Source organism: Herminiimonas sp. (assembly GCF_030645555.1).
Classification (GTDB): domain Bacteria; phylum Pseudomonadota; class Gammaproteobacteria; order Burkholderiales; family Burkholderiaceae_D; genus Oxalicibacterium.
The window spans coordinates 1-5,986 of the sequence record NZ_JAUSME010000011.1; the positions used below are offsets into that span (position 1 = coordinate 1).

Annotated in this window: 7 protein-coding genes; 3 read left to right on the top strand and 4 right to left on the bottom strand. The window is 52.4% G+C overall.

Annotated elements, in window-relative coordinates; translation table 11 throughout:
- The 4 genes from Q7T06_RS00340 to Q7T06_RS00355 all read right to left on the bottom strand — a co-directional run.
- A partial coding sequence (locus Q7T06_RS00340; protein ID WP_304778215.1) for an RDD family protein occupies positions 1 to 459 on the bottom strand: 459 nt, incomplete at its 3' end.
- A gap of 16 nt (positions 460 to 475) precedes the next feature.
- Positions 476 to 1,120 carry a DUF3106 domain-containing protein gene (locus tag Q7T06_RS00345; protein WP_304778220.1) on the bottom strand — a complete coding sequence of 215 codons (645 nt, stop codon included), beginning with the start codon at positions 1,118 to 1,120 and terminating at the stop codon, positions 476 to 478.
- 2 nt (positions 1,121 to 1,122) lie between these two features.
- Entirely contained in the window at positions 1,123 to 1,527 is a 405-nt protein-coding gene (locus Q7T06_RS00350) for a DUF3619 family protein (RefSeq protein ID WP_304778225.1), read from the bottom strand.
- The gene (locus Q7T06_RS00355) at positions 1,524 to 2,093 is read right to left on the bottom strand and encodes an RNA polymerase sigma factor (protein WP_304778231.1); all 570 of its coding nucleotides are present in this window, start codon (positions 2,091 to 2,093) and stop codon (positions 1,524 to 1,526) included. Before Q7T06_RS00355 ends, Q7T06_RS00350 begins: the two co-directional genes overlap by 4 nt.
- Positions 2,094 to 2,615: 522 nt before the next feature.
- Here Q7T06_RS00355 and Q7T06_RS00360 point away from each other — a divergent pair.
- The 3 genes from Q7T06_RS00360 to ilvC are packed head-to-tail and all read left to right on the top strand — an operon-like array spanning position 2,616 to position 5,923.
- Positions 2,616 to 4,361, top strand: coding sequence for an acetolactate synthase 3 catalytic subunit (locus Q7T06_RS00360; RefSeq protein WP_304778236.1), 1,746 nt, complete (start codon positions 2,616 to 2,618; stop codon positions 4,359 to 4,361).
- Entirely contained in the window at positions 4,361 to 4,852 is a 492-nt protein-coding gene (gene ilvN / locus Q7T06_RS00365) for an acetolactate synthase small subunit (RefSeq protein WP_304778240.1), read from the top strand. The genes Q7T06_RS00360 and ilvN overlap by 1 nt, the downstream gene beginning before the upstream one ends.
- Positions 4,853 to 4,906: 54 nt before the next feature.
- Positions 4,907 to 5,923, top strand: a complete 1,017-nt coding sequence (gene ilvC / locus Q7T06_RS00370) for a ketol-acid reductoisomerase (RefSeq protein ID WP_304778244.1) — start codon at positions 4,907 to 4,909, stop codon at positions 5,921 to 5,923.
- The last annotated feature ends 63 nt before the right edge of the window (positions 5,924 to 5,986 follow it).

Consider the following 5,986-nt stretch of genomic DNA (forward strand, 5'->3'; position numbering starts at 1 on the left):
GATCCGGTCATGCAGGAATTGCCGGCTTGGATGTACATAGGCAGTGAGGGCCCAGGCAATCACATTAGCGACGACTATCGATACCGCAGTCCATGCCTTGGCATCCAGCGCCCATGCGAGGGCGAGACCGGGCAGGAACCATAACCATGCGAGGAAATAACGTGCAAGCGCGCGTTTGAATGGAACCTGCTTGCCGTTTTGCGTGACCAGGCGCATGCGCCATGTTTTCATCGGCAGGGTTTGGCCGCTATGCGTCCAGAACCAGATGAAATATGCACCGACCACGAAAAACAGCCAGTACTGCAGCGCATGGCGCAGATAGAGTGCATGACGCTGTTGAAAAATTGGCGAGAATATCAATCCCGCTATCGCCACGACGCCAAACAGCAGGACGCCTTCATAAATCATGGTAGTCAAGCGGCGTTTAATCGTGGGCGTATCGGATGTATCAAATTGCATTGCGCAAAACACTTAATCAAGGCGTGGAAGAAGAGGGGGCTGCGGTCGGTTGGCTTGTCTCTGCGGCTTGCACGGGCGGCTGTGCAGGTGCGGCGGGCTTGGGGACATTCTTGCCGACATGCTGGCGCGGCGGATTCACGATCTGTTTTTTCGGTGCAACGGTTGCAGCCAATTCCTTCTTTTTTTCTTCAGGCAATTGCTGATATTGCTCCCACTGTCTGGCTTTGCGTTCGGCATCCAGTTTTTTGACGCGCGCATAACTTTGACGTGCAAGGTGTCGTTGTTCCGGCGACAGCTTGACCCAGTCACGCATGCGTTCCTGCATCCGTGCCTGTTCCGCAGCCGACATCGTGGAAAACCGATTGGCCAGTTCCAGCCATTTTTCCTTCTGGAAGGTATCCAGCCTGGACCAGTCTGCAGCCAGCGGCGCCAGGGCGACTTGCTGCATAGGCGTCAATTTGTACCATTCCGATTTGGTGCTGGCTTTTGTAACGGGGCGTGTCTTGGCGATCGGCTTGGCGGCGGGGGGCGGCTCGCTAGCTGCAGGCGCAGGCAATGGTGCTGGTGTTGCCTGCATCACACTGGAAAATGTAATAGAGAGCAGCAGTGCAGCGATTTTCCCGAGACGCGGGGTCTCCGAGGAAAAAATCCATGCCTTCATGCCTAATCCTCTTCCTTGGCGAGGAAGGCGCCAAAGCCATTATCGAGATAAGCGGACAAAGGCAAATCGTCGGTCAATACTTCTGCATCGATGGCAGCTGCTTCGATGACTTGCTGATGTTGTTCGAATTGATAAATACCCATCAAGCCGAATACCAAGACGGCAAGCGGAATAGCCAGACCCATGCGGCCTATCCATGCAAAATGGTTGCGCGGCACAGAAGCGGCATGGCCGGCGAGCGCAGCCTGGGTCGCAAAAACAGTAACGGTAGACTCTTGTTTCTTGCGTGATAAAGCCACGTTGCGAGCGGATGCAAGGCGTTCGAAAGTTTTTGTCGACAGATTGTTGCTGCTTTCATCCAGCGCATGGCGCAGTTTGTATGCGAGATTCAAATCTTTCGTTTTCATAAATAAATTCCTTTGGCTTTCAGTGCCTGGGCCAAGGCATGCGTCGCGCGGGAGCAGTGTGTTTTCACGCTTCCCTCGGAACATCCCATGGCCGTAGCCGTTTCAGCCACGTTCAGATCCTGCCAATAACGCATCAGGAAGGCTTCTCGTTGACGTGCGGGGAGATTTTGTACTTCATGTTCTATGGATTGCAGCACCTGTTTGCGCTCCAGCGTCCCCAGGCCGGTCTCGGCACCATAGCTGCCTTCTTCTGCCTCGACCATGTCCATCGCATCGAAATTTTCCTGATCTTCCTGCTTGTTGCCAAAACTGGAAAACAGGCTGATCCACGAACTGCGTACTTTTTCACGTCTGAAATAATCGCGTATCGTGTTTTGCAGGATGCGCTGGAACAGCATGGGTAGTTCGCTGGCAGGCTTGTCGCCGTATTTTTCGGCGAGCTTGATCATTGCATCCTGCACGATATCGAGCGCCGATTCTTCCTTGCGCACCGCGTAGACGGCTTGCTTGAATGCGCGGCGCTCGACATCTGCCAGAAAATCAGAGAGTTCTTTATCAGTTGCCATAGGCTGCGGCGCATTCGACAGAACGCTGCTGGGGATGTTGCGGGATGAGATGCCTGGACAATTGGGATTAGGTGCTTGCGTTTTTCAAACTGCAGGCATGCTAGCAAAAAAGCCTCGTTTGCGGGCAGATTTTGCGCAATATCATTGATTTCAAACGGCTTTCCCTGAATTTAACTTGACCGAAATTGTGCAACGCAGTAACGTATCAGTCCCTTTGCCATCTCAAAGGGTATCCATGGTCTTTTTGTACATTGCGCATGATGCAATTTTGCCAAAAGACGCGCTTCAAATTTGAAAGCTGTTTGCTCTAACCCGCGCCACAAGCGCGAGAAATCCGCAGTATTTCTTCAGTAACTCTGGCCGAACGAGTCGCGCTAAGCGTTTTTTTGAAACACATATATAGATGTGTGACGAATCAACGTGACCGCACAAAAAAGGGACGCCTCAGCACTGTCGCAAGCAGCGGTTTCATCAGGAGAGAGCATCCGATCAATTTCCAATGGACCTTGAAAGGACGTTAGCATGACCTCAGAAGTAATCAGTAACAACAAAATCGGTGAAGAAATCACCGGTGCAGAAATCGTCGTACGTTGCCTGGCCGAAGAAGGTGTTGAACATGTGTTCGGCTATCCTGGCGGTTCAGTGCTGTACATCTACGACGCAATCTTCAGCCACAGCAAATTCCAGCATATTCTGGTGCGCCACGAACAGGCCGCCGTTCATGCTGCTGATGCCTATTCCCGCAGCTCCAATAAAGTCGGCGTGTGCCTCGTGACCTCTGGTCCGGGCGTCACCAATGCCGTTACCGGTTTGGCGACTGCGTATATGGATTCGATTCCGATGATCATCATTTCCGGTCAGGTGCCTTCGCACGCTATCGGTCAGGATGCCTTCCAGGAATGCGACACGGTCGGGATTACCCGTCCATGCGTCAAACACAATTTCCTCGTCAAGGATGTCAAGGATCTTGCCGCGACAATGAAGAAGGCATTCTTCATCGCGACTACCGGCCGTCCAGGCCCGGTGCTGATCGACATCCCTAAAGACATCACGATGCACAAGTGCGTTTTCGACTATCCAAAAGAAGTCGAAATGCGCTCGTACAAACCGGTCGACAAGGGTCACTCGGGACAAATCCGCAAAGCGGTGCAATTGCTGCTGCAAGCAGAACGTCCTATGATCTATAGCGGCGGCGGCGTGATCTTGGCCCATGCATCCGAAGAGTTGAACAAGCTGGTCGACAAGCTCGGTTTCCCTTGCACCAACACCTTGATGGGTTTGGGCGCATACAAGGCGTCGAGTGACAAGTTCATCGGCATGCCGGGCATGCACGGTACTTACGAAGCCAATATGGCCATGCAACATTCGGACGTGATGATCGCGATTGGCGCGCGCTTCGATGACCGCGTGATCGGCAACCCGAAACATTTTTCATCGACACCGCGCAAGATCATTCATATCGATATCGATCCATCGTCGATTTCGAAACGCGTCAAGGTCGATATTCCTATCGTCGGCAACGTCAAGGAAGTGCTGGTTGAATTGCTGGCGCAACTCGATGCCGCCGAAGCCAAGCCGAATAGCGTTGCGCTGTCCGCATGGTGGAAGCAAATCAATGAATGGCGCAAACGCGACTGCCTGAAGTTTGCAGATTCTACTGAAGTCATCAAGCCGCAATCGGTGATCCAGAAAGTCTGGGAAGTCACGAAGGGCGATGCCTTCATTACTTCCGACGTCGGTCAGCATCAGATGTGGGCAGCACAATACTATCCATTCGATAAGCCACGTCGCTGGATCAATTCCGGTGGCCTGGGCACGATGGGCGTGGGCTTGCCGTATGCAATGGGCGTGCAGATGGCCAATCCTGATGCAACGATCGCCTGCATCACTGGCGAAGCATCGATACAGATGTGTATCCAGGAACTGGCGACCTGCAAGCAATATCACCTGACGCCGAAAATCATACTGTTGAACAACCGCTTCCTCGGCATGGTGCGTCAGTGGCAACAACTGGAATACGGTTCGCGCTATTCCGAGTCTTACATGGATTCGCTGCCTGATTTCAACAAGCTGGTTGAATCCTATGGCCACGTCGGCATGAAAATCGAAAATCCGGCCGATGTCGATGGCGCATTGAAAGAAGCGTTCGACATGAAAGACAGGCTGGTATTCATGAACTTCATTACGGACCAAACTGAAAATGTCTGGCCTATGGTCAAGAGCGGCAAGGGTTTGACTGAAATGCTGCTCGGTTCGGAGGATCTGTAATGCGTCATATTATTTCTGTATTGCTCGAAAATGAGGCCGGCGCCTTGTCACGTGTGGTCGGTCTGTTTTCCGCACGCGGCTATAACATCGAAACGTTGACCGTTGCGCCGACTGAAGATGCGACGCTGTCGCGCATGACGATAGTCACCAGCGGTTCGGATGACGTGATCGAACAGATCACCAAGCATCTGAATCGTTTGATCGAAGTGGTCAAAGTGGTCGATCTGACCGAAGGCGCATTTATCGAACGTGAGCTGATGCTCATCAAGATACGGGCCGTCGGCAAGGAACGTGAAGAAATGAAACGTACTGCGGATATTTTCCGCGGCCGCATCATTGACGTCACGGACAAGACTTATACTATCGAGTTGACCGGCAACAAAACCAAACTCGACGCATTTATCGAGTCTATCGATCGCACGGCGATACTGGAAACTGTCCGTACCGGCAGCTCCGGCATAGGCCGCGGCGAACGCATACTCAAAGTTTAAGCAATTCATTTTCATTCATTCAAATTCATACCAACAACATCATTTAGGAACATCATGAAAGTTTTCTACGATAAAGATTGTGATCTGTCGCTGATCAAAGGTAAAAACGTTGCCATCATCGGTTACGGTTCGCAAGGCCACGCACATGCGCAAAACCTGAACGACTCCGGCTGCAAAGTAACGGTCGGTCTGCGCAAAGGCGGCGCTTCATGGGACAAAGTAGCGAAAGCCGGCCTGAAGGTTGCTGAAGTCAATGACGCAGTCAAGGCTGCTGACGTCATCATGATCTTGCTGCCGGATGAAAACATCGCACAGGTCTACAACGAAAACATCGCACCACACGCTAAGCAAGGCGCAGTGCTGGCATTCGCACACGGCTTCAACGTGCATTACGGTCAAGTCGTGCCACGTGCCGATCTGGACGTCATCATGATTGCACCTAAGGCACCAGGCCACACAGTGCGCGGTACTTACGCCCAAGGCGGCGGCGTGCCTCACCTGATCGCTGTGTACCAGGACAAATCGGGCGTCGCACGCGACATCGCCTTGTCGTACGCAATGGCTAACGGCGGCGGTCGTGCCGGCATCATCGAAACCAACTTCCGTGAAGAAACAGAAACCGATCTGTTCGGCGAACAAGCTGTTCTGTGCGGTGGCGCAGTTGAACTGATCAAAGCTGGTTTCGAAACCTTGACCGAAGCTGGTTACGCTCCGGAAATGGCTTACTTCGAATGCCTGCACGAACTGAAACTGATCGTCGATCTGATCTATGAAGGCGGCATCGCCAACATGAATTACTCGATCTCGAACAATGCAGAATACGGCGAATACGTCACCGGCCCACGCATCGTGACTGAAGACACCAAAAACGCAATGCGCCAATGCCTGAAAGACATTCAAACCGGCGAATACGCGAAGAGCTTCATCCTGGAAAACAAGGCTGGCGCACCTACGCTGATCTCCCGTCGTCGTTTGACTTCCGAGCATCAAATCGAAGAAGTCGGCGCCAAACTGCGCGCGATGATGCCTTGGATTGCAAAAAACAAACTGGTTGATCAAACCAAGAACTAAGGTTCATATAAATATAACCGGGCATCATCCGGCATGTGCTTGCAAGCGCATGCCGCGCTCGGT